The sequence below is a fragment of the Nonomuraea sp. NPDC051191 genome, from assembly GCF_044455665.1.
GTDB lineage: Bacteria > Actinomycetota > Actinomycetes > Streptosporangiales > Streptosporangiaceae > Nonomuraea.
The window spans coordinates 53036-74665 of the sequence record NZ_JBITEZ010000030.1 but is presented as its reverse complement, the minus strand read 5'-3'; the positions used below and the strand labels follow the sequence as shown (position 1 = coordinate 74665).

At 72.3% G+C, this 21630-nt stretch carries 20 protein-coding genes; 10 read left to right on the top strand and 10 right to left on the bottom strand.

Translation table 11 applies throughout. The features are described from left to right. Positions 1–110: 110 nt before the first annotated feature. Complete coding sequence (locus ACIA8R_RS50145; RefSeq protein WP_397045089.1) at positions 111–929, bottom strand: alpha/beta fold hydrolase; 819 nt, start codon at positions 927–929, stop codon at positions 111–113. A 59-nt stretch (positions 930–988) separates the two neighbouring features. On the opposite strand from ACIA8R_RS50145, the gene ACIA8R_RS50140 reads away from it, so the two are divergent. Continuing rightward, positions 989–1846, top strand: a complete 858-nt coding sequence (locus ACIA8R_RS50140) for a LysR family transcriptional regulator (RefSeq protein ID WP_364097039.1) — start codon at positions 989–991, stop codon at positions 1844–1846. A gap of 28 nt (positions 1847–1874) precedes the next feature. Here the strand turns inward: ACIA8R_RS50140 and ACIA8R_RS50135 are convergent, their stop codons facing one another. After that, the gene (locus ACIA8R_RS50135; protein WP_397045087.1) at positions 1875–3188 is read right to left on the bottom strand and encodes a hypothetical protein; all 1314 of its coding nucleotides are present in this window, start codon (positions 3186–3188) and stop codon (positions 1875–1877) included. Positions 3189–3350: 162 nt separating this feature from the next. Between ACIA8R_RS50135 and ACIA8R_RS50130 the strand changes: the two genes are divergently transcribed. After that, a complete protein-coding gene (locus ACIA8R_RS50130) occupies positions 3351–5330 on the top strand; it encodes a histidine kinase (RefSeq protein ID WP_397045085.1) in 1980 nt (659 codons plus the stop codon). A gap of 40 nt (positions 5331–5370) precedes the next feature. Here ACIA8R_RS50130 and ACIA8R_RS50125 read toward each other — a convergent pair whose 3' ends face one another. Beyond that, positions 5371–8181: an ATP-binding protein gene (locus ACIA8R_RS50125; RefSeq protein ID WP_397045083.1), complete on the bottom strand. Its 2811-nt coding sequence runs from the start codon at positions 8179–8181 to the stop codon at positions 5371–5373. A gap of 134 nt (positions 8182–8315) precedes the next feature. Between ACIA8R_RS50125 and ACIA8R_RS50120 the strand changes: the two genes are divergently transcribed. The 3 genes from ACIA8R_RS50120 (at position 8316) to ACIA8R_RS50110 (ending at position 10474) form a co-directional block, all read left to right on the top strand. Next, complete coding sequence (locus tag ACIA8R_RS50120) at positions 8316–9101, top strand: alpha/beta fold hydrolase (protein ID WP_397045081.1); 786 nt, start codon at positions 8316–8318, stop codon at positions 9099–9101. Continuing rightward, entirely contained in the window at positions 9098–9640 is a 543-nt protein-coding gene (locus ACIA8R_RS50115; protein WP_397045079.1) for a dihydrofolate reductase family protein, read from the top strand. Before ACIA8R_RS50120 ends, ACIA8R_RS50115 begins: the two co-directional genes overlap by 4 nt. Before the next feature lie 336 nt (positions 9641–9976). Further along, a complete protein-coding gene (locus ACIA8R_RS50110) occupies positions 9977–10474 on the top strand; it encodes a hypothetical protein (protein ID WP_364097057.1) in 498 nt (165 codons plus the stop codon). 192 nt (positions 10475–10666) lie between these two features. Here ACIA8R_RS50110 and ACIA8R_RS50105 read toward each other — a convergent pair whose 3' ends face one another. After that, positions 10667–11023, bottom strand: coding sequence for a DUF4440 domain-containing protein (locus ACIA8R_RS50105; protein WP_397045077.1), 357 nt, complete (start codon positions 11021–11023; stop codon positions 10667–10669). Beyond that, a complete protein-coding gene (locus ACIA8R_RS50100; RefSeq protein ID WP_397045075.1) occupies positions 11020–11865 on the bottom strand; it encodes an SDR family oxidoreductase in 846 nt (281 codons plus the stop codon). The genes ACIA8R_RS50105 and ACIA8R_RS50100 overlap by 4 nt, the downstream gene beginning before the upstream one ends. A gap of 71 nt (positions 11866–11936) precedes the next feature. Between ACIA8R_RS50100 and ACIA8R_RS50095 the strand changes: the two genes are divergently transcribed. Further along, positions 11937–12905 (top strand): AraC family transcriptional regulator, encoded by a 969-nt coding sequence (locus ACIA8R_RS50095; protein ID WP_397045073.1) that lies wholly within the window; start codon positions 11937–11939, stop codon positions 12903–12905. 15 nt (positions 12906–12920) lie between these two features. Here the strand turns inward: ACIA8R_RS50095 and ACIA8R_RS50090 are convergent, their stop codons facing one another. The 4 genes from ACIA8R_RS50090 to ACIA8R_RS50075 all read right to left on the bottom strand — a co-directional run bounded on the left by ACIA8R_RS50090 (position 12921) and on the right by ACIA8R_RS50075 (position 17179). Further along, complete coding sequence (locus tag ACIA8R_RS50090) at positions 12921–13610, bottom strand: DUF4097 family beta strand repeat-containing protein (protein WP_397045071.1); 690 nt, start codon at positions 13608–13610, stop codon at positions 12921–12923. Between the two features lie 120 nt (positions 13611–13730). Next, positions 13731–14843: a polysaccharide deacetylase family protein gene (locus ACIA8R_RS50085; protein ID WP_397045069.1), complete on the bottom strand. Its 1113-nt coding sequence runs from the start codon at positions 14841–14843 to the stop codon at positions 13731–13733. A gap of 49 nt (positions 14844–14892) precedes the next feature. After that, on the bottom strand, positions 14893–15867 hold the full coding sequence (locus ACIA8R_RS50080; RefSeq protein ID WP_397045067.1) for a helix-turn-helix domain-containing protein: 975 nt from the start codon (positions 15865–15867) through the stop codon (positions 14893–14895). A 61-nt stretch (positions 15868–15928) separates the two neighbouring features. Further along, positions 15929–17179, bottom strand: a complete 1251-nt coding sequence (locus tag ACIA8R_RS50075; RefSeq protein WP_397045065.1) for a cryptochrome/photolyase family protein — start codon at positions 17177–17179, stop codon at positions 15929–15931. Positions 17180–17336: 157 nt separating this feature from the next. Between ACIA8R_RS50075 and ACIA8R_RS50070 the strand changes: the two genes are divergently transcribed. Further along, positions 17337–18806, top strand: a complete 1470-nt coding sequence (locus ACIA8R_RS50070) for an SDR family oxidoreductase (RefSeq protein ID WP_397045063.1) — start codon at positions 17337–17339, stop codon at positions 18804–18806. 30 nt (positions 18807–18836) lie between these two features. Here the strand turns inward: ACIA8R_RS50070 and ACIA8R_RS50065 are convergent, their stop codons facing one another. Further along, entirely contained in the window at positions 18837–19412 is a 576-nt protein-coding gene (locus tag ACIA8R_RS50065; RefSeq protein WP_397045062.1) for a TetR/AcrR family transcriptional regulator, read from the bottom strand. Between ACIA8R_RS50065 and ACIA8R_RS50060 the strand changes: the two genes are divergently transcribed. The 3 genes from ACIA8R_RS50060 (at position 19400) to ACIA8R_RS50050 (ending at position 21487) form a co-directional block, all read left to right on the top strand. Then, complete coding sequence (locus ACIA8R_RS50060; protein ID WP_397045060.1) at positions 19400–19717, top strand: SDR family NAD(P)-dependent oxidoreductase; 318 nt, start codon at positions 19400–19402, stop codon at positions 19715–19717. The genes ACIA8R_RS50065 and ACIA8R_RS50060 overlap by 13 nt on opposite strands. 45 nt (positions 19718–19762) lie before the next feature. Then, positions 19763–19939 (top strand): hypothetical protein, encoded by a 177-nt coding sequence (locus tag ACIA8R_RS50055; protein ID WP_364097087.1) that lies wholly within the window; start codon positions 19763–19765, stop codon positions 19937–19939. Between the two features lie 123 nt (positions 19940–20062). Then, positions 20063–21487 (top strand): amidase family protein, encoded by a 1425-nt coding sequence (locus ACIA8R_RS50050; RefSeq protein ID WP_364097090.1) that lies wholly within the window; start codon positions 20063–20065, stop codon positions 21485–21487. Positions 21488–21630 lie beyond the last annotated feature (143 nt).

Sequence of the window (21630 nt, the reverse complement as noted above, 5' to 3'; positions counted from 1 at the left end):
CATTGAAACGCCGCGCTGTAATGCGCTGCCGGCCATTTTAGTTCGATGATTGGCGGCCGGAAGGCACGGGATTTCCCTTCGATTTCATCGGCGCGGCGAGCGGCGGACCGTCAAGCCAGGAAGAACGCGGCCAGCGTGCGGGCGACCATCGCGGGATCGTTCTCCATGGGGATGTGACCGGCCTTCGCGACCCGCACCAGCGTGGTGTTCGGCACCTCGTCGGCGAACCGCTGCGCGTAGCCGACCTTCTGGAAGGTGTCGTCCTCGCCCCACACCAGCAGCTTCGGCGCGTCGCAGGCGAGCAGGGCGGGCATGAGGTCGAGGGTGTGGCGGCTGTCGGCGGCGCCGGCCAGCGCCATCCAGGACCGCGCCACGCGTGGTTCGCGCCACGGGTCGAGATAGTCGGCCAGCTCCCCTTCGGCGACAGACCGGGCCAGGGCGGTGGAAACGGCCACGCGCCGGGCGGCGAGCAACTCCTCCACGGTGGTGGCGGCGACCACGGCGGGGTCGCGGTAGCGCGCCACGCCGGGCACCGGCCAGGAGTCGTAGCTCACCGAGTTCACCAGCGCCAGCCGGGGCACCGCCAGTTCGCCGCCCACCAGCAACCGCTGGGCGATCGCACCGCCGATGTCGTGGCCGGCCACGCCCGCCGGCGCGTCCATGCCGAGCGCCGCCGCGAACCGCGCCACCCAGGCGGCCAGTGCGGGCACGGTGGCCGTCTCCGGCGTCAGCTCCCCCTCCGAGCGGCCCAGGCCGGGGAGGTCGACGGCGACCGGCCGCAACCCGGCCGCGGCCAGGTCGTCGAGCACCGGCAGCCAGACCCGGCTCCAGTAGGTGCCGTGGAGCAACAGGACCTGCGGGCCGTGCTCGCCCGCCGTCAGACAACTGGCCATGCGGCCGTCGACCTCGATCGTCATGCGTGTGGACATGGCCATAACCATGCGGGAATGGAGCAGCGCCGGTCAAATATCGTTTAGGGTATGGCCCCATGACGTTGACGCAGCTCCGAGTGCTGATCGCGGTCGCCGAGCAAGGCGGCTTCACCGCGGCGGCGGATCTGATCGGCATGTCCCAGCCCGCTGTCAGCCGCGCCGTCGCCGCCCTCGAACGTGAGCTCGGCGCCCCCCTGTTCGTCCGGCACGCCGACGGCATCGCCCTCACCGAGGCCGGACGGCGGGCCCATCTCCGGGCTCGCGAGGCTCTGCGCCACTTCGACCTGATCCGCGCGGAGGTGGCGGCCGCCGCCGGTGAGGTCACCGGGCCGCTCCGGCTGGCCAGCCTGCCCAGCGCCACCGGCACCCTCATCGCCCCCCGGCTGCGGACCTTCACCGACCGCTACCCCCAGGTCCAGGTGCGCCTGTTCGAGGGGGCCGACGACGACGTCCGCGGCTGGCTGCGCGGGGGCGCGGCCGAGGTCGGCGTGGTCACGCTCCCCGCCCCCGGCCTGCACACGATCCCGCTCAGCACCCACGAGATGGTCGCCGTGGTGCCGGACGGCCATCGCCTGGCCGGGCAGGAGAGCGTCCACATCGCCGACCTGGCCGGGCAGCCGTTCATCCTCACCACGGCGGGCTGCCGCCCGCTCATCACCGAAGCGGCACGCCAGGCCGGCGTCCAGCTGGACGTCGCCTACGAGGCCGGCGGCCAGTCGGCCATCCTCGAAATGGTGGCCGCGGGCCTGGGCGTCAGCATCGTGCCCGAGCTCGGCCTGCCGGCCGAGCTCGGACCGGTCGTCACCAGGCCGCTCGAACCACGCCTCACCCGGACGCTCGCCCTGGCCGTCGTGTCGCCGAGCGACCGCGGGCCCGCCGTACGAGCCTTCCTCGACCTGGCCGAACCCGGCTGATCCGGCCTTCGTCGGGGCGCGGAGGTTGTCAGTCCGGCACGTCCAGACCCGCGCTGCGGGCCGCGTCCATCGCCGCGGTGACGAACTGCTCGTACGTTCCCATGCCGTTCTTCAGGCCGAAGAGGTCGGTCTGCCGGTACTCCACGACCACGTGCGAGGCCCGGTACGGCGTCGTCTTCTGCCCCATGGAGTACGTGAACCATTCCGCCGGCCGCCCGGGGAAGGGCTCGTGCGCGGGGTAGCCGCGAGGCGGGGACATCGCGTCGTAGGCGACGCCGCGCGGGCCGTCGCCGCTCATGTGGACGGCCAGCGTCTCGTCGCCCTGACCGGGGTCGCCGACCTGGATCGACCGCAGCCACCAGAAGAGGGTGAGCTGGTTGTCGCACGTGTGCCGCCCGCCGAGACCGTACGGCCGAGGGCACACCCGGGAATTCTGCTCGTCCTCGGGCAGGGCGTTGACCATGGCGTCGAAAGCGGACCGTTCCACTTCGGTCAGCGCGTTCATGTAGACCGAGCGCAGGTTCGTACGCGGCAGCAGCGCGAAGCCCGCCTTCGGCCCGTCGTCGGAGGTGAGCTTCTGATGGGCGAAGACCCACAGCATGTACTGGATCAGCGTGACGAACCCGATGAGGTTGTCCGTCTGATGGCGTCCCGCCAGCCATGCGTGCACCCGCTCGCTCGGATCGAAGTCGAGCACCCTCAGCCGGTCGGGCAGCTGCACCAGCGGCACGTCGATGGTGGCCTGGACCGTTCCGTGGACGAGGTTCCCACCGGCGGTCAAGGCCAGGACGTCGCCCGCGGCACAGGCGGTCGTCACCACCGGGTTGCCGGCGGAGTCGAATTCGCACCTCTTGATGGGCGCCGCCAGCGCGACGGTGACGATGTTGCCCACGTTGGTGCCCGGCACGAAGCGCAGGCCGTCGGTCTGCTGGACGTCGTCGTGGGTCCTCAGGTGCCCCTGGGCCACCCGCACGGCCTGCGTCTTGTTGCTCGTCCGGCTCCTGCTCGATCGCCTGGGGCCGGTCGCCGTGTCGGCCTCCTCCTCGTCGGCCTGGAGGAACGCGGCAGGAAGCGCGGCGGGGTCGGGTGAACGGCTCGTCAGCAGGCTCAGCAGCTCGCCGATGAAGACGAGCTGACGGCGCAGGGCCGCCCACGTCGTCACCGAGTCGGTGATGATCTCGACGTCGCCGCCGTCGGACTCGATGGCCACCCCGGGGTCCTGCCAGTAGCAGACCCGTCCCTTGGACGGCAGGGCTTCCTCGGCCTGCCAGCCGTCCCTGGAATTCTTCAGAAACCTCAGCTCAGTACGCTGGAACTGCCATTCGAACCCGATCCTGGGCATGGGCGCCTCCATGGGATGTGTGCGGCCGCCCCTCCGGAGAGTGCCCGGCGCGTCCCAGATACGTGCCCGATGCTCGTCAATCGTGGAAGTGGTCCAGTTTCCTGGCCGCCGGTGTGCTCCTCGCGGTGATGGCGGCGGCAACGGTGCTCGTAGGCTACGTGGGTGCAAACGTGGGCAAAGTGGACCGTCCTTCTGGTGCTGGCCGGGTTAGCAGGCGTCTACGCGATAGCCGGGTCACCCCTGGCCCTGGCGGTACTCGGCTTACAGGTGCTCTTCACCCGGCGCCGGTCCTGGTGGTTGATCGCGCTGCAGGCCGCCGCCGCCTACGGTTCCGTGTTCGTGTTCGACACTTCGGTCGGCATCCTCGGCTTCGTCGCCGGTTCCCTGCTGCTGACCAGGTCCTGGCCGCTCGCCCTCGTGGTGACGGGCAGCGCGCTGCTGCTGGGACCGGCCGACCCGGTGATCAGCATGGTCCTGATCGCCCTGATCGTCTACGGCCTGGCCACGATGCTGGACCGGATCCAGGAAGTGACCGCCGCTCGCCTGTCGCTGGCGATGACCGCGGCGGCCGAGGAACAGCTCCGCATCGCGGCGGAACTCAACCACAGCCTGGGCGCCGCGCTCGACACGATCGCGGCCAGCGCCCGGAATGGCACGCCTGACGTGGAATCGGCCCGGCACTCGCTGAGCGAGGCCAGAGCGGCCGCCGTCGGCTACCGCGCGATGTCGCTGGCCCCCGAACTCACCACCGCCAAGGGCATGCTGATCGCCGCGGGCATCGCCACCGAGGTGCGGATGCGGCACGCGGAACCGCTCGGCCCGGCCGGCGCGCTGCTGGCCACCGTCCTGCGCGAGGCTGTGACCGAGATCGTCCGGCGCCGCGCCGCCTCCCGCTGCGTGATCGAGTCCGCCACAGAAGACGGCACCGTCCGGCTGAGCATCGCCCACGACGGCACTCCCAGTGCCACGGACGAATTCCTGGCCGATCTCCCCGCCCAGGTCGCGGCGGCCGGTGGCACGCTCACCACTGGCGTCGACGACAACGCCCAGGTCTTCGTGGAGGTGGCGCTGCCCGGCACCACGCTGCCGGACCCGCCCGCCCTGTCCAGCAAGCTGTCGACGGCGGTGCTCGCGGCGGTGCTGGTCGGGTTCTCGGCCAAGGCGTTGCTGCTGGCCGGCTCATGGTGGCCCCTTCCTCTGCTGGTCGTCATCATCGTCATCCACCTGCGCTCGATCGAGGGCAGGCATCCGATCGCGCTGATCGTCATGGGGGTGCTGACGCTCGCCCCGATCCCGGTGTTCGAGCAGGCCTGGCTGGTGACGACCGGGTTCCTGACCGGGCCGCTGCTGCTGGCCCTGCGGCTGCGAGCGGCGGTGCCGCTGGTGGCCGCCGTCATGGCGGTGGTGGGGGGCACCGGGCTGGTGATCGGCCTGCCGTACCCGCTGGTGGTGAACTACACGGTCAGCACGCTCGTGACGGGGCTGGTCATCTACGGGCTGTTCACGCTGGCGCGGCTGGACCGGGAGCTGAACGCGGCCAAGGACGGGCTGGCCAGGTCGGTGGTGGTGGAGGAGCGGCTGCGGGCCGCGCGTGACCTGCACGACCTGCTCGGGCACACGCTGGCGGCGATCCTGCTCAAGAGCGAGCTGGCCAGGCGGCTGGAACCCGAACGCGCCCGCGCCGAACTGGACGACGTGCTGGCCATGACCGAGCAGGCCATGGGCGACCTGCGGACCGTCTCCGGCGAGCGGGGGAGGCTGTCGCTGGCGGGCGAGGCGGAATCGGCACGTTCGGTGCTGGCGGCCGCGGGCATCGAGGTCACGCTGGAGCTCGGTCACGGCATGCTCGGCACCGAGGTGGAGACCACGCTCGGTGCCGTGCTGCGCGAGGCGGTCACCAACGTGCTGCGGCACAGCTCCGCCCGCCACTGCGCGATCAGCACCAAGGAACGCGACGGCGAAATACGCCTGGCCGTACGGAACGACGGCGCGCAGGCCAAGCCGATCCGCCGCGGCTCGGCCGGGATGGGCAACCTGACCACGCGCCTGGCCGAGCTGGACGGGCGGCTGGACCTGGCCCGGGACGGCGAGTGGTTCGAGCTGACCGCGACGGTGCCGACGCGCTCCTGGGTCCCCGCCTAGATCCAGAGTACGAGCGCCCACGTGGGTGGGAGCGGACGACTTACCGGTTTCTCCTGCCCGCACTCCTCATCAGTGCGTCGAGGGCGGCGCGGCCCTCTTCGACGCGATGTGGGATCAGCAGGAGGGTATGGGCTCGTTCCAGCCGAGCGTCGATACCCTCCCACTGGGCGACGGAGGCCGCCAGCGCGCCCGGATCCGCGTGGAGCCTGCCGCCGGCGCGAGCAAGGCATGCAGAGGCCCAGTGGTTCTCACCGGCGGTGAGGAGCGCGGCCGCGAGCCGGTCCGGCGCGTCGGGCAGCCCGGCGACGACGGCCAGCTCGGCTCCCGCCGCCTGCGCGTACGCCACGTAACGTCCCATCGAGAACGAGTCGAAAGCCCGCTCCACCAGGGCGGTGGCGTCGCTCAGGTCGCCGTAGTGCAGCGCGGCCCGGGCATCGACGAACGCGCCGAAGGAAGTCAGCCGGGCATGCCCGGCCTGCGCGTGGTCGACCACCACGCCGGCTCTGTGACGCCAGAGCCGGAAACGCGCCCGGTCGTCGAGGAGTCCGTGGGCGAGCGCGATGGCCGACACGGAAGGCAGCAGCCATCCGGCCGGGGGGCGGCCGGCTCGTTCCCAGCCCTCCCACATCCGTTCGCCGTAGCGCAGGGCCGCGCCGAGGTCTCCGGTGAGGACGAGCGCGGGGATCAGCCTGCTGGCCGAAATGTAGGGGTGGTCTCCGACGAGGTCGTCGGCCATCATGAGCCGACCGGCGCTGATCGCCGCGGGCAGATCTCCCGCGACGATCGCGTCGGTGCAGGCCACGTGCAGGGTGTCCACGATCTCGATGGCCGAACGCGGGTCGTCGCGGTCCATCTCCGACAGCAGTGCCAGCCGTTCCTCGGTGTACCCCCGGGCCTCGCGATGCCGGCCGGCCCGCACGGCGGCGGTCGTCACCGCGTCGAGCCCCGCGCTGATGAGCACGGCGTCGCGCGTCGTCCGTGCGATGTCGAGCGCGCGGGCGGCCAGGGTCGGGTCCGGGTCGAAGGCGCCCGGCCGCTCGGTCCAGGCTGCCGCCGTGGCGAGGGCCGCCGCCACGACCGGGTCGCCGGGGTCTCCGGCCTCGGCGGCTTCCGTGAGATCACGGCGTAGCCGTTCGCCGGGAATGCCCTCGGGGAAGGAGGCGAGAAACCTTGCGCCCGTCTCCACCGCACGGGCCAGGGCGACCGCGCGGCCGTTCTTGTCGCCCGCGGCATGGGCCTGTGCCGCTGAGGCGAGCAGCAGGTCGAACACGTTCTGCCCGGAGATGTTGTCCAGGGAGCAGTCGGCCGCGTTCCGCAGGTCCTTGGCCGCTTCGGCGGGGCCGGGCGCTCGTTCGGCTGCCTGTCGGTAGTGGCCTTGGGCCTCGGCCAGGAACCGGCGGGCGAAGGTGAGGTGACCCAGCGAGCGGGCCAGCCGGTGCGCCGCCCCGCCCGGTCCGGGCGGGGCGGCGGCCAGCGCCGCACGCAGATCGTCCGCGACCTCGTCGAACTCCCGCCGCCAGACCTCGGCGCCGTCCTTCTGGCTGTCTCCGATCGGCGCCGCCGTCCCGGCGCCGTGCTGTCTGGCGGCGTGCTGTCTGGCGGCGATCAGCCGCTCCTGCATCGCCGTCGCGGTACCGGCGGCCCACAGCAGATGGAGTTCCCGAGCCGCGTCGTACTCGCCGGAGTCTCGTAACAGGTCCTCGGCGAAGGCTCTGACGGTCTGCAGGAGCCGCCATCGGCTCGCTGTCCCCGGGGCGCGTACGACGAGGCTCTTGTCGACGAGTCGCCCCAGCACATGGCTTACGGCGCCGGGTCGGCGGCCGGCGGTGAGCGCCGTCGCGGCGGCCAGGTCGAAGCCGCCGCAGAACAACGATAATCGCCGGAACAGCGCCTGTTCCTCCTGGTCGAGCAGGTCGTGACTCCATTCGAGCACCGCGCGCAGGGACCGATGCCGCCGGTCGGCGGCCCGTCCTCCGGTGAGCAGCCTCAGCGTGTCGTCGAGCGCGACGAGCAGCCCGGCAAGCCCCAGAGAGGCGCTGCGGGCCGCGGCGAGTTCGATGGCCAGGGGAATGCCGTCGAGCCGGGCGCAGATCTGCGTCAGCAGGGCCGGGTCGGCGTCGAACTCGGGATCGGCCGCGGTGGCCCGGTCGAGGAAGAGCGCCTCCGCGTCGGAGGCCAGGGGCAACGGGCCGATCGGCACGGTACGTTCGCCGGGCACGCCGAGGCGCTCGCGGCTCGTCACGAGGATCCGGGTGCCCGGACAGGCTGCCAGCATTCGCGCGGCGAAGCCGGCAGCGGTGTCCAGCATGTGCTCGCAGTTGTCGAGGACGAGCAGCGCCCGATCACGGCGAAGCCGTTCGATGACGGCGTCCTCCAACGGCTGCTGGGCGCGCTCACTGACCCCGAGCACCTTGGCCGCCGCCTGCGCGACGAACCCGTCCCGTACGGGAACCAGATCCACGAACGCCCCGCCGGCCGGGTACGTGGAGCAGATCTCCACCGCGAGGCGGCTCTTGCCCGCGCCGCCAGGACCCAGCAGGGTGACCAGCCGGGAGGCGCCGAACGCCGCCAGGACCGCCTCGTGTTCTCGTGCGCGCCCGACGAACGAGGTCATCGGGGTGGGAATCCCGGGTTGCGGCGTGTCCGGGATGTCGCGGTCCACGCCGGCCTGCACCGCCTGCTGAGCCAGCTCCTGCCGGTCGGCCACGCCGTACTTGCGCAGCAGCGAGGCGACGTGGCTCTCGACCGTGCGGACGGAGATGCGCAACCTGTTCGCGATCTGCGCGTTCGACAGCCGCGCCGCCACCGCCGCCAGCACCTCGGCCTCGCGCTGGGACACCTTTGCGATCATTCGGACATCATCACGTACGTGTGGACGTCATGGATCTCTCAGTGGCGAATCAGTGGAGTCCACGGATGTCGGACAGCTGCCACGTGAAGCATTCTGATCACGCAAGCGACGAACACGAACACGAGGGAATCGACATGGACAAGGTCATTTCGCAGGACGGCACCGCGATCGCCTACGACCGGATCGGGCAGGGCCCGGCGGTGATCCTGATCGGCGCCGGCCCCAACGACCGATCCGCGACCGCGCCCCTGGCCGAGCTGCTGGCCAAGGACCTGACCGTCTACAACTACGACCGGCGCGGCCGTGGCGACAGCGGTGACACCGCCCCCTACGCGGTCGACCGCGAGTACGAGGACATCGAGGCGCTCATCACCGCGGCGGGCGGGTCGGCGCACCTGTACGGCACCTCCGGCGGTGGCATCATCGCCCTGGAGGCCGCCGCCCGCGGGCTCGCCGTCGACAGGCTGGCGGTGTGGGAGGTTCCCTACATCCTGCCCGGCACCCGTACGCCGGTGCCGGCCGACTACCGCGAGCAGCTCGTGGCACTGCTGGCCGAGGGCCGCCGGGGCGACATGTGCGAGCTGTTCCTCACCGCCGCGGTCGGCATCCCGGCCGAGTTCGTGGCCCCGATGCGCGACTTCCCGGGCTGGCCGGCGATGGAGGCCGTGGCCCACACGCTCGTCTACGACGCCACCATCACCGGCGACTTCTCCCTGCCCGCCGATCGGCTGACCGGCGTCACGGCCCCCACCCTGGTGATCGACGGCGAGACGATCCCGTGGATCAGCAGCACGGCGCAGGCCGTGGCCGATCTGCTGCCGGACGTCCGGCGGGCCACGCTCACCGGGCAGCCTCACAACGTGGCCCCCGAGGCCATCGCCCCCGCGCTCGCCGCGTTCTTCACCGAGGCCACAGCGTGAGCACCATCGTCTCGCAGCTGTTCGTGTCGCTGGACGGTGTCGTGGAAGCCCCCGAGCAGTGGCACTTTCCCTACTACGACGGGGAGATGGCCGCGGCCGTCTCCGGCCAGCTCGACGAAGCCGACATCCTCCTGCTCGGACGCAGGACCTACGAGGTGTTCGCCGCCTCGTGGCCTGCCAGAGGGGGCGAGGTGCCGTTCGCCGACCGGATCAACTCGATGCCCAAGCTGGTGGCCTCGACCACGCTGACCTCACCGGCCTGGCAGAACACCACCGTCATCCCCGGCCCGGTCTCCGGCGAACTCGCCGCCCTCAAGCAGGGGCCTGACCGGCACGTCACCATCAGTGGCAGCCTGACCCTGGTGCGATCGCTGCTACGCGACAACCTGCTCGACGAACTACATCTCCTCATCCACCCGGTCGTCCTCGGTCATGGAGAGCGGCTCTTCGCCGGCAGCGGTCCGACCCCGCTGCGACTGGTCCACTCGGCCACCTTCCCCACCGGCGTCCTGCACCTGATCTATCACCCTGGCGCTTGACAAGGCGAAGGCAGGGCGCCCGACAGCCTCAGCGTCTGTGACAGCCTGGACCGTGAGGCGCAATCACAGGCCGCGAGAACGAGGACCAGCAAGAGAAGGGCCAGGGCGGCGACGGCGCCTCAGACCGCCGCACGCTCCGGTCGCCGTTGTGGCGGTGGCGGCGTGAGTGTCGCGCGTGGCCGCGTTCTTGTACGGGGTTGCCGTCGTCTTACCCGTGCCGGACCCGCCCGACGTCAGGCCCGTCACATCTGCGGCTGACAGAGATGGTAACCGTCTCAGGTGCCTGGCGGTCGTGCGTCGTGGAACGCTCGGTGTGAGCCGGCCGTCTAATCGATCATGGACCTGCGGCACCTGAAACGCTCGCCCGCTCTGCTGTGCACTCTGGCCGCGCCGTTGCTGTACGCCGGAGTGACCCTGGTCGCCCTCCAGTCGGCCGCCCGGGCGGGGCTCGACCCCGGGCACGAGGGCTGGAACGACCTGCTGCCGGGCCGGCTGGGCGGGGCGATCGGATCGGCGAGGGGATGGGTGGGCGCGATCGCCCTCGTCCTCGCCGCCGAGGCGGCCGTGCTCGCGGAACTGGGCGGCCGGCTGGATCGCCGATCCACCGCCGGCGGCCTCATGCTGTGCACGGCCACCGGCGTGGTCTACCTGATGAGTCTCGCCCTGGCCGTACTGAGCACTTACGCGATCGTGCTCTATCCTTCCGGCGATGCCGATCTCGGGCCGCTTTTTCCGGGTTGGTACTTTCCTGCACTGATCGTCATCGCCCTCGTGACCCTCACCGGGCTGATCGTCTGGCTGTCCGCCGCGGTCAGGGAGGCCCCTGTCTCCTGATGGTCAACGCTGCGACCACCGCGCCTCCCGAACATGTCCGCAGCCTGCCAACCGGCTCGGTGGGCTGATGCGAGTGTCACGGCTCCACCCCCTCAAGCTGATCTTCTCGAACACGCTCCGACGATCTTGTCTCTGGGGATGGTGAAGGAGGCGGCAGGGCCTTCGTGGAGGGGCGTGCCGTCACCGACGCCGTCACGGGAGCCAGGTCTCGTGCAGGTGCAACCACGTGGCGGCCTGGAGGACCGCCGTGGACTGCCGGGTCCGATCCGGCTGGACCTCCTGGTAGGTGGCCACCGCGAGGGCGCCGTCGGAGGCGACGATCCGTACGTGGCGGATCTCGATGGTCAGCCCGGGTGCCCTGCCGTGGAGTGCCTCGACCTCGGCGAGGACCTGGTCGCGGGGGAGCGTCCGGCCGTCGGGGGTGATGAGCGTGAAGCCGGGGGCGTGGGCGTCGGCGAAGCGGGCGAACTCCCCCCGCGCGGCGGCACCGGTGAGCCAGCGTTCGATGACCTCGTGGTGGCGGACGATCTCCGCCTCGACGCCGTTCACCGGGTCGCCCAGGGCTGGGCGGCGATCCAGGTGCGCAGCGGCGTCAGCCGGAGGCCCAGCAGGTCGGCCACCTCGGGGTCGGCCGCGAACAGGTCGCGGTCGGCGGCGGCCCAGCGGTAGGTGGCCGCCACCACGGCGGCCGTCGGCGCGCCCAGCGCCATCGTCAGGCCCGCCTCGAACTCGTCCGGATCCTGCGCGGCGTAACGGGCGCCGAAGGCGGCCGCCAGCTCGTCGCCGGTCACCACGTCGGGCCCGCCGAGCCTGAGCACGGCTCCCTCCAGATCGTCACGCACGAGCGCGGCGTGCGTGGCGGCCGCCAGGTCGTCGTGCGAAAGCCAGGGCACCGGCAGGTCGGCGGGCAGCGGGTAGCGCAGCACGCCCTCGGCCGCCAGCGGACCCGCCACCCACGGCGCGGCCAGGTTGTCCAGGTAGACCGGCGGGCACAACACCACGACCGGCAGCCCGGCCGACCGCAGCGCCCGCACCGCCCACCGGCGTGTCTCGAAGGCCGCCACCTGCGTGGTGGCCTCGGGCAACCGGTTGGCGGTGTTGAACACCAGCCGCCGCACCCCGGCCGCCAGCGCGGCGTCGCGCACATGGTGGACGTGGGCGGCCACCCTGTCCGGCTCGTAGACCATGGGGAGCGTCACCGAGGCGTGCGTCACCCCGGCGAAGGCCGCCTTCACCGCCTCGGCGTCGCCGAGGTCGCCGGCGACCGGCTCCACCCCGTGCGGAACTCGGCCGCTCCTGGTCAGGCCGCGCACCGTGTGTCCCTCGGCGACGAGCCGCCGCGCGACCGCGCCGCCCTGGGCGCCTGCCGCGCCGATCACAAGAAAGGTCATGCCGGACAGCCTTCACCCAATCGGCGATACGCTCGATAAAGCGAAATATCGGGTTATTTAAGGATTGTCCGGTGGATGGTGACCTGCTGAGCGCTCTGCTGGCCCCGCTGCGGCTGGAGGGCGTCTTCCACAGCCGCTGGCAGGCTGGTTCGCCCTGGGGCGTCGCGGGCGAGAGCGAGGACTGCGCGCTGCTGCACTACGTGCACGAGGGTGCCTGTGCCGTCGAGCTGCCCGGCGCCGAGCCCGTCCTGCTGCGCGCCGGGGACCTGGCCGTCTTCCCGCACGGCAGCGCCCACCGGCTGGGCGACCGGCCGGGGCGTCCCGCCGTGCCGCTCGCGGCTGTGCTGCCCGAGCGGCCGCAGGGCGGCGTGAGCACCGTCGAGCTGGGCGGGCCCGGCGAGCGGACCGTCCTGCTGTGCGGCGGGCTCCACTACGACCGGGCCGCCATCTCGCCGATCTACCGGGCGCTGCCACCCGTCCTGGTGCTCGACCGGGCCGCGCTGGAAGGTCACGGGCTGCTCGGCGGCACCCTCGGACGGCTGGCCGGCGAGTGGGACCTGGCCGAACCCGGCGCGACGCTGGTCGCCCTGCGCGCCTTCGAGCTGGTCTTCGTCCTGGCGTTGCGGGCCGCCGTGGGCGAGCTGGCCGAGGGCTCGCCGGTCCTGCGGGCGTTGCGCCACCCGGCGATCGGGGCGGCGCTGCACGCCGTGCAGACGAGGTTCGCCGAGCCCTGGACGGTGGAGTCGCTGGCGGCCCAGGCCGGGATGTCGCGCTCGGCGTTCGCGGCGACCTTCCGCGAACTGGTCGGCGAGGCGCCGATCCGGCACCTGACCGCCCGCCGCATGCAGGAGGCCGCACGCCTGCTGAGCGAGACCACCCTCGCCCACAGCCGCATCGGCGAGCGCGTCGGCTACCACTCGACGGTCGGCTTCCACCTGGCCTTCCGCCAGCAGTACGGGACCACCCCCGGCGACTACCGCCGCCGCTCGGCTCGGCACACCGCACTCGGGACGGCGGACGTGACGCGCGACCCGAGGTAGCGCCCGCCGGCCGGGTCAGCCGCGCAGGACCTCGATGTCGCCCGACCCGGACGTGGCCACGATCTTCCGGGACGCGCTCGGATCGTCGGTCACCGTGACGTTCGTCTCCCCGGATTTCGTGCTGGTCTCGACGTCGTACGGCTCCGCCGGAAGCGTGAGCTTGGCGTGCCCCGAGCCGGACGTCACGCCGACCTTGTCCGGCGCGCTCGCGAACGTCAGTGCGATGTCCCCCGAGCCCGTCTGCCCCGTGAACTCCCTGCCGGTGAGCCCGGTCGCCGAGACGTCGCCCGAGCCGACCTTCACCTTCAGCGGACCGCCGAGCCCGCGCAGGTCGACACCCCCCGAGCCGGTCTCGACCTCCACCCGCAGCCCCTCCGGCACCTCGATCACGTAGTCGACCGAGCAGTTGTCCGTGGCCGCCGAACAGTTGTAGCTCATGGTGAGCGTGTCACCTTCCACCTTGTGCTCGGCGACCGGACGTCCGGCCGACCAGCGGTGGGTCTCCACGACCCGGACCGCGGCGCCGGACGTCTCGCTGACCCTGACCTCGCCCGCCCCGCCGACCAGGGAGAGCCCGGCCACCTTCTCCGTCACCTTGTAGGTGACCTGCTCCTGGTTGGCCGCCTTCGTGATGCCCTGCAGCCCGCATCCGGTCAGTACCAGCGCGGCCAGAACCAGGCCGCCCGCCGTTCCCGTCGCCCTCATACCGACGATCCTGCTGGACCGGGGAGCGCGGCACAGTGAGGTACACCCCCCAATGGGCATGGAGGAGCGCCCGACCACCCGTCCCAGCACCGCCGCGCCCCCGCCGCCGCCTGCCTGCGCTCATGACGCCCCGCTCGCATAGTGGGCGGCGATCTCGTCACTGGTGGTCAGCCACACGCCGGGGTGCCCGGCGATGTAGGCCAGCGCCTGGTCGAGATACTTGGCGCGGAAGGCCTGGCCGATCACGAACGGGTGCAGGGCCAGCGCCATGACCCGCCCGCTCGTGGCCGAGTCCGCATAAAGCTGGTCGAACTGGTCCTTCACCAGTTGCAGGAAGTCCGGCCCTGTCATCCCGTGCGCAGTGAACAGGCCGAGGTCGTTGACCTCCACCGAGTACGGCACGCTCAGCATCCCGGGCACGTTCAACCGGAACGGCTGGTCGTCGCAGGTCCGGTCGAGCACGTAGCTCAGGCCGAGCTCGGCCAGCAGGGCGGGGGTCCGGAGGGTCTCGTTGAGCGCCGGGCCCATCCAGCCGCGCGGCCGGCGGCCGGTCGCCTTTTCGATCGTGGCGACCATCGCGGCCAGTTCGGCGCGTTCCTCGTCCTCGGACATGCCGGACGGCAGGACCGAGTTGGTCCGCCCGTGTGCCACCCACGCCCAGTCGCGGGCCGTACCGGCCTGGATGATCTGCGGGTAGTGGTCACACACGGACGAGTTGAGCAGGACGCTGGCCCGGACGCCGTGGCGGTCCAGGCATTCCGTCACCCGCCAGAAACCCACCCGGGGGCCGTAGTCGCGCCAGCCGTGGTTCAGCGGGTCGGGTACCAGGGCCGAGGTGGCCTCGTTCAGGCTCGTCGACGGCCGGCCGAACAGGAAGTGCTCGACGTTCAGGCCGACGTAGAAGGCCACCCTGGCGTCCCCGGGCCAGCGGATGGGCGGCCGGTCGACGATCGGGTCGTAGGCGTACAGTGCGTTCTCCATGGTTCTTCCTCGTTCTGGTGGGAATTGTGGGCCGGTCGCCGCCAGGGCCAGCAGGTAACCGGCGGTCATGAAGCCGCAGATGTCGATGATCCAGAGGAACTCGGCGCTCGACGGCCGCAGATCGGCGGTCACGAAGGGGGTGGCCGGCCACAGAACGCCCAGGTCCGCGGTGAGCAGCATGGTCGGCGGCAACAGGACGGCCAGCCCGAACCACTGCCGGCGTCCGGCCTTCTGCTCGGTGCGAACCTTCATGCCGGTGACCGTACGGATCACGCCAGGTCCAGCAGGAGGACCGAAGGCGTCAGGAAGGGGACATATCCCGCCTAAGTGCTGCGGGGCCGTGGCCGTACCAGCGATGGATCGCCCGGCGCAGCGCCCGCTGGTCGGCGTAGCCGGTGCGCGCGGCGATCGACTCCACCGTCATGCGGGTGTTCTGCAGCAGGTGCTCCACCCATTGGCGCCGTACCCGCTCGATCTCCTCGCGCCAGCTCGTGCCCTCCTCACGCAGACGGCGCTGCAAGGTGCGCGGCGCCATGCGCAGCCGGTGGGCGACGGCGGGGAGGTCTCCGTCGGGCAGGCTCAGCTCGACCTCCACGCGGAACCGGTCCAGCCAGCCCAGCACCGGCCGGGCGCCGGCCAGCGTGGTGCGCGCGTGGTCGCGCAGGATCGTGGCGAGGGCCGGGTCCGCCCGCGGCAGGGGAGCGCGCGCGTCGGTCGCGGAGAAGGTGACCGAAGGGAGCTCGGCGCCGAACTCCAGGTGCGCCGTGCCGTACGCCTCCATCAGGTAGTCGTGGCGGCGCGGCGCCGCGCCGGGCAGCGTCACGCGCACCGGGGTCAACGGTCGTCCGGCGGCGGAGCGCGCCGAGTTCAGGATCAGCCCGGTGGCGAACTCGGAAATGATCGGAAACACCGGGTGACCGGCGAAGACGCCGCGAAAGTCGACCGTCAGCCGCCCGACCCCGTCGACGGTGACGGTGAACGACTCCGCCGGATCGGTGATCGCGGCGGCGTGCCGGTCGCCCTCGCGGAAGGCGTCGACGAGGGTGTCGGCAGTGGAGAAGAGGTAGTCCCACACCCCCAGCGAACCGGGCTGCCACAACTTCCACGGCAGCGTGCCGCCGCCGCGCTCGCGCAACGCCGTCTCCCATTCCTGCCAGATCCGTACGAGCGAGGCGGACGGCAGGCGGATGCCGTCCTCACCCGCCACGGCCAGCCCGGGGACGCGCGTCAGCCTGCTCCGGTCGAGCCCGGCGGCCCCGCCCGCGAGCAGGATCAACCTCGTGATGTGCGGGGGGCAGGTGTCAGGGGCCATTTCGGGCGGAAAGGCCAGCGAACGGTCAGAGCATCGGACGGGGGTAGCCGCTCGGGGGAGCGTCCAGCCGCCACGGCTGATGGACGTGGGCGGCGGGCACGCCGGCCAGCTCGGGGACGTAACGGCGTACGTAGTCGCCCGCCGGGTCGAATCGCTGGGCCTGGCGCAGCGGGTTGAAGCCGCGGTTGGGGCGCGTGTCGTTGCCGGTGCCGGCGATCCACTGCCAGTTGCCCGAGTTGTTGGCCACGTCGCCGTCGAGGAGGAGCTCGAAGAAGTGCCGGGCGCCGGCCCGCCAGTCGATCCCGAGGATCTTGACCAGGTAGGAGGCCACGATGAGGCGGGCCCGGTTGTGCATCCAGCCCTCGGCGAGGAGCTGGCGCATGCCGGCGTCCACGATGGGGAGCCCGGTCATGCCCTCCCGCCAGGACTGCAGCGCGTCCTCGTCGTCGCGCCAGCGGTGGCCGCGGGGGCGGTAGTCGTCCCGGTTGATCCGCGGGAAGGCGTACGTGACCTGGTGGTAGAAGTCGCGCCAGCACAGCTGGCGGAGGAACGCCTCGCCGCCTGCGGCCAGGTGGGCCAGTTCCAGCGGGGACAGGCAGCCGAACCTCAGGTACGGGCTCAGCCGGGACGTACGGTCACCGGCCAGGTCGTCGTGGCCGTCGGCGTATCCCCCCAGGTCACGACGGATCCACCGCCGGGCACGGTCGCGGGCGGCGCTCTCGCCGCCGGGCACGGGTTCCGGCCGGGCCTGGACCGGCAGCCGCCCGGCGCCGAGGTCGTGGGGCGTCGGCACCTGGCGAGGCGCCGCGAGCAGGGGACGGTTCCGGTGCCGGCTCCAGGCGCGCCAGTACGGCGTGAAGACCCGGTAATGATCCCCGCCCCCGGACGGGGTGAGCGCGCCGGGCGGCACCACCGTGACCCCGGGGAAGAGCTGGTACGAGATCCGTTCGCGGGCCAACCGGTCCTGCCTGCGCCCGGCCAGCAGGCTGACGTCGGCACTGGCGAAGACCGCCTCGGCTCCGGTTTCCTGGACGAGCTTCATGGTCTCGGTCACGACGTCGCCATGCCGGACGATCAGGTCTCCACCGCGTGCCCGCAAGGACGCCCGCAGGTCGGCCAGGCACTCCAGCAGGAAGCCGCGGCGGCGCCCGGCGGGGACGGCGTCGTCCAGCACGAACAGGGGGAGCACGGCGCGGGCGCCCTCGCAGGCGGCCGTCAGGGCCGGATGGTCGTGCACCCGCAGGTCCCTGTTGAACAGGACGATCACCGTGTCCACCGATGGCTCCTTCGCGACGAGAGATGCCCGCGGGCCGCGCCCGCACGCCTGCGGAGCGTGACCGACGCCTCCGGGACGAGGCAAGCAGCCGCGCCGGGCACGGATCGCCCCCGCCGTCCCGAGCATGAGGCGTGGGGGATGGGGAAGGTGCGTGGGCATGGCATTGTGCCTGGTCACCGGGGCGACGGGTTACATCGGCGGACGGCTGGCGCCTGAGCTGCTGGCCGCCGGTCATGACGTGCGCTGCATGGTGCGCTCGGCCGGACGCCTGCGCGACCTGCCCTGGGCGGAACAGGTCGAGGCGGTCGAGGCCGACGCCACGGACGCCGGGCGTACGCGCCTGGCGCTGGACGGGGTGGAGGTCGCGTACTACCTGATCCACGCGATGGGGACGAGTGGCCGGTTCGCCGAGCGGGACCGGCTGGCGGCGAGCACGTTCGCGACGGCGGCGGCCGAGGCGGGCGTGCGGCGGATCGTCTATCTGGGCGGGTTGACGGCGGACGAGCGGCTTTCGCCGCACCTGTCGTCCCGGGCCGAGGTGGGGGAGATCTTCCTGCGGGGCGCGGTGCCGGCGGTGGTGCTGCGGGCCGCGGTGATCATCGGGTCGGGGTCGGCCTCGTTCGAGATGCTTCGCTACCTGACCGAGCGGCTGCCGGTGATGACGACGCCGCGCTGGGTGCGCAGCCGTACGCAGCCGATCGCGGTGCGGGACGTGCTGCGCTATCTGGTCGCGTGGGCGGATGCGCCGGGGACGGTCAATCGGGGGTTCGACATCGGCGGGCCGGACGTCCTCACATATGCCGACATGATGCACGGCTATGCCGCGGTCGCCGGGCTGCCGTCGAGGTTGATCATTCCGGTGCCGCTGCTCACCCCCCGGCTGTCGAGCCTGTGGGTGGGGCTGGTCACGCCGGTCCCCGTGAGCATCGCCCGTCCGCTGGTGGAGTCGCTGCGCAACGAGGCCGTGTGCGGTGAGCACGACATCGTCCACCACGTGCCCGACCCCGAGGGCGGGCTGATCGGCTTCCGTCAGGCGGTGTCGCTGGCGCTGAAGAAGATCAAGGAGGCCGACGTCGCCACGCGCTGGTCCTCGGCGTCCACGCCGGGCGCGCCGAGCGATCCGCTGCCCACCGATCCCGACTGGGCGGGCGGCAGCCTGTTCGTGGACGATCGCAGCCTGCCCGTGCAGGCGAGCCCGGAGGCGTTGTGGCGGGTGATCGAGGGCATCGGCGGCCACAACGGCTGGTACTCGCTGCCGGTGGCCTGGCAGTTGCGGGGCCTGGCCGACCGGCTGGTGGGCGGGGTGGGGCTGCGGCGCGGCCGGCGCGACCCGGCCCGGCTGCGGGTGGGCGACTCGATCGACTTCTGGCGGGTGGAGGAGGTGCTTCCCGGACGGCTGCTGCGGCTGCGCGCCGAGATGCGGCTGCCCGGACTGGCCTGGCTGGAGCTCGGCGTCACCCGCTCCGGCGACCGGACGATCTACACCCAACGTGCCGTCTTCCATCCGCACGGCCTGCTCGGCCATCTGTACTGGTGGGCGATCTCACCCTTCCACGGCCTGATCTTCGGCCGGATGCCGGTCAACGTGGCCGCCGCGGCCCGCCGCGGCGAGCGATCGCCGTCCTGACGCCGGCCCGGCCGTGGGAACGCGCGGGGCTCAGGAACGATGGTGCTCGCCGGGAAGGGGATGCGCGGCTTCGGCCCGCAGGCCGTCGAGGAAGAACGACAGCGGACGGCGCCACGCTCCCGGGTCGGTTCCCATGGACTTCCGGATGACCTGGGACATCGCCCAGATGAGGGTGACCAGATCCTGCGGCCCGAAATCGGCGCGCAGCCGCCCGGAGACCTTCGCCCGCTCGATGATGCGCTCGACGTCGCCGAAGCCCCGGTGGCACACCTGGCTCATGTCCGTGGCGGGCGAGAAGCTCTCGGCCAGGGCGTCGTTGAGACTGTGGTCCTCGGCGTGCAGGGTGAACAGCCCTTCGAGGAACCCGGTGAATCCCGCCCAGGGGTCGGGGTCGGCCAGCGCCACCGTGATGATCTCGTCGAGGGCGGCCAGCCGCTGGGGCAGGACGGCGCCGAGCAGCGCCTCGCGGGTGGGGAAGTGGTTGTAGAGGGTGCCGATGCTGACGCCGGCGCGGCGGGCGATGTGCTCCAGGGGGGGCGTCGAGGCTGCCCTCGGCGAGCACCTGCGTGGCCGCGACCAGCAGCTTGTCGCGGTTGCGTGCGGCATCGGACCGCAGCGGTTTCGGTACGGCTGCCCGATACCTGGCCGCCCTGGCGCAGGCGGGGATCGAGGCCGCGTCCTTCGCCGCCGACGTGCGCGACCGCGACAGGTTGCTCGCCGCCCTGGACGCCGTCAACGAGCGGTTCGGCGGGATCGATGTGCTCTATTACGGGGCGGCGTCCACCGACGTGGACGCGCCGCTCCGGTCGATCACCGAGACCACCGCCACGGACGCCCGGGGGGCGATGGACATGTTGTACCCGGCGATCGACGCGGTCGGCCGGGTGCTGCCCGGGATGGTCGAGAGGTGAGGGGGCGGCCTGCTGTTCGCCGGCGGGCTGAGCGCCGTCCTGCCGATGCCCGCACTCGGCGCTCTGGCGTTGTCGTCGGCGGCGCTGCGCAACTACGCCCTGACGCTCAACGCGGCGCTGGCGGAGAAGGGCGTCTACGCAGGCCCGCGTCTGGTCCGGCGGAAACCCGGTGGACCTCCGGGCCGGCGACTGCGAGCATGGCCGGTGATGTACCGAGCCTAGGAACACGTCGATCACCGGCAGGGGGCGGCCCAGGAGCCGTCACCCCCTTGTCGGCAACCCCCTGACTCTTCCCTCAGACGATCGACGTGCGGGCGCCCGAGCGCGCCCGGAGAAGGACTTTCCATGGACATCCATGAGTACGCCAGGTACGACGCCACCGCCCTCCGCGACCTGATCAGGACGGGCGAGGCCGGCGCGGCCGAGGTCGAGACGGCCGCCCGCCAGGCGCTGGCGCAGGTTGACGAGCACGTCAACGGGCTGGCGCTGCCGGTGTTCACGCCGGCGCTCGACCACGCCGCCGACGGGCCCTTCACGGGGGTGCCGTTCCTCATCAAGGATCACGGGCCGGTGGCCGAAGGAGTGCCGTTCACGCTGGGAAGCCGGGCCTATCCCGGCGTCCTGGCCAGGCGCGACACCGACCTGATGACGCGGTTCCGCGCCGCCGGCCTGGTCACGCTGGGCCTGACCACGGTGCCCGAGCTGTGCGTCAGCTTCACCACCGAGCCCGTGCGCTACGGGCCCGTACGCAACCCCTGGGACCTCGGCCGCACCGCGGGCGGGTCGAGCGGCGGCGCGGCGGCGCTGGTGGCGGCCGGGGCCGTGCCGGTCGCGCACGCCAGCGACGGCGCCGGCTCCACCCGGATCCCGGCCGCCTGCTGCGGGCTGGTCGGGCTCAAACTGAGCCGTGGACGCGGCCCGTGCGGCCCGGAGGCCGGTGAGCTGGTCCTGGGCATGGCCGACGAGTTCGTGCTCACGCGCACGGTCCGCGACGCCGCCGGCCTGCTGGACGCGGTCCACGGGCCGGGGATCGGCGACAAATACACCGCGCCCCCTCCACGCGGCCCGTACGCGCGGGAGCTCGTGACGGACCCGGGCCGGTTGCGGATCGCCCTGACCACCACGTCCTGGATGGGCACGGACGTGGACCCGGAGGTCGCCGCGGCGGCGACCGCGACGGCCCACGCGCTGGAGCGGGCCGGGCACGTCGTCGAGGAGGCGAGCCCGGCGGTCGACCGGGAGGACGCCATGAGGGCGTGGCTGATCGAGGCCGCCGGGGTCGCCTCCGCCTGCCTGCTCGCGCCACGGCAGCCCGACGAGGCCAGGATGGAAGCCGGCTCGCGCGTGTTCCTGGAGGCGGCCAGACGGGCCACCGCGCTGGACATGCTGGCCGCCTTCGACGCCCAGAACCGGATCACCCGGTCGGCGGCGGCCTTCTTCACTGGATACGACCTGCTCGTCACGCCCACCCTGGGCCGCCTCCCGCTGCCGCACGGCACGCTGCGGTACGACGATCCCGGTCAGACGTTGCGGGGATGGCTGGAGACGTTGTCCGGGTTCGGGCCGTTCACGCAGTTGTTCAACACCACCGGGCAGCCGGCGATCAGCCTGCCGCTGGGGCAGAGCGCGGGCGGCCTGCCCATCGGCGTGCAGCTCGCCGCCGCGTACGGGCGCGAGGACCTGCTCTTCCAGGTCGCCGCGCACCTGGAACGGGCGATGCCCTGGCGGGACAGGGTTCCGCCGGTCTTCGCGGGCCGCCTGCCGGGGTGACCCGGACGCTCTGAGGCCGTGGGCGAGGGCGGCTCGGCGTGGCCGCCCCCGTCCGGAGGCCCTGCCCTGGTTGTACGGCTTCGCGACCAACTTCATCCGCCGGCACCAGCGCGCCGAGATACAGCGCTACAAGGCGGACGCGA

What these genes read in the sequence shown, in the direction of transcription:
- ACIA8R_RS50140 (WP_364097039.1), top strand. Translation starts at nt 989, where the DNA reads ATGACGTTGACGCAGCTCCGAGTGCTGATCGCGGTCGCCGAGCAAGGC.
- ACIA8R_RS50090 (WP_397045071.1), bottom strand. Translation starts at nt 13,610, where the DNA reads ATGAGGGCGACGGGAACGGCGGGCGGCCTGGTTCTGGCCGCGCTGGTA.
- ACIA8R_RS50050 (WP_364097090.1), top strand. Translation starts at nt 20,063, where the DNA reads ATGGACATCCATGAGTACGCCAGGTACGACGCCACCGCCCTCCGCGAC.
- ACIA8R_RS50120 (WP_397045081.1), top strand. Translation starts at nt 8,316, where the DNA reads ATGGACAAGGTCATTTCGCAGGACGGCACCGCGATCGCCTACGACCGG.
- ACIA8R_RS50145 (WP_397045089.1), bottom strand. Translation starts at nt 929, where the DNA reads ATGTCCACACGCATGACGATCGAGGTCGACGGCCGCATGGCCAGTTGT.
- ACIA8R_RS50065 (WP_397045062.1), bottom strand. Translation starts at nt 19,412, where the DNA reads ATGCCGCACGCAACCGCGACAAGCTGCTGGTCGCGGCCACGCAGGTGC.
- ACIA8R_RS50055 (WP_364097087.1), top strand. Translation starts at nt 19,763, where the DNA reads ATGCCCGCACTCGGCGCTCTGGCGTTGTCGTCGGCGGCGCTGCGCAAC.
- ACIA8R_RS50110 (WP_364097057.1), top strand. Translation starts at nt 9,977, where the DNA reads ATGGACCTGCGGCACCTGAAACGCTCGCCCGCTCTGCTGTGCACTCTG.
- ACIA8R_RS50070 (WP_397045063.1), top strand. Translation starts at nt 17,337, where the DNA reads ATGGCATTGTGCCTGGTCACCGGGGCGACGGGTTACATCGGCGGACGG.
- ACIA8R_RS50085 (WP_397045069.1), bottom strand. Translation starts at nt 14,843, where the DNA reads ATGAAGGTTCGCACCGAGCAGAAGGCCGGACGCCGGCAGTGGTTCGGG.
- ACIA8R_RS50100 (WP_397045075.1), bottom strand. Translation starts at nt 11,865, where the DNA reads ATGACCTTTCTTGTGATCGGCGCGGCAGGCGCCCAGGGCGGCGCGGTC.
- ACIA8R_RS50125 (WP_397045083.1), bottom strand. Translation starts at nt 8,181, where the DNA reads ATGATCGCAAAGGTGTCCCAGCGCGAGGCCGAGGTGCTGGCGGCGGTG.
- ACIA8R_RS50135 (WP_397045087.1), bottom strand. Translation starts at nt 3,188, where the DNA reads ATGCCCAGGATCGGGTTCGAATGGCAGTTCCAGCGTACTGAGCTGAGG.